Origin of the sequence: Algoriphagus aestuariicola (genome assembly GCF_017254835.1) — a bacterium.
GTDB classification, from domain to species: domain Bacteria; phylum Bacteroidota; class Bacteroidia; order Cytophagales; family Cyclobacteriaceae; genus Algoriphagus; species Algoriphagus aestuariicola.
Window position 1 is genome coordinate 1 of the sequence record NZ_JAFKCW010000032.1, and the last position, 370, is coordinate 370.

The window sequence follows — 370 nt, forward strand, 5'->3', positions numbered from 1 at the left end:
TCGATCAACTGATCGCCAAGCTCGAGCAGCTGGAATTCCGCCGCATGTTCTCTGGCGAATACGACAGCGCCGACTGCTATCTGGACATTCAGGCCGGCTCCGGCGGCACCGAAGCGCAAGACTGGGCCAGCATGCTGCTGCGCATGTACCTGCGCTGGGCCGAAGCCAAGGGCTTCAAGACCGAAGTGATCGAAGAGTCCGACGGCGACGTTGCGGGCCTGAAATCGGCCACCATCAAGATCATCGGCGACTACGCGTTCGGCTGGTTGCGCACTGAAACCGGCGTTCACCGCCTGGTGCGCAAGAGCCCGTTCGACTCCGGCGGCCGTCGCCACACCTCGTTCAGTTCGGTGTTCATCTACCCGGAAGT

General features: G+C 62.2%; 1 protein-coding gene. It reads left to right on the plus strand.

Going from position 1 to position 370, the window contains the following annotated elements:
- The coding region (locus tag J0A67_RS23550; RefSeq protein ID WP_206571670.1) for a PCRF domain-containing protein at window positions 1-370 on the plus strand (370 nt) is incomplete at both ends.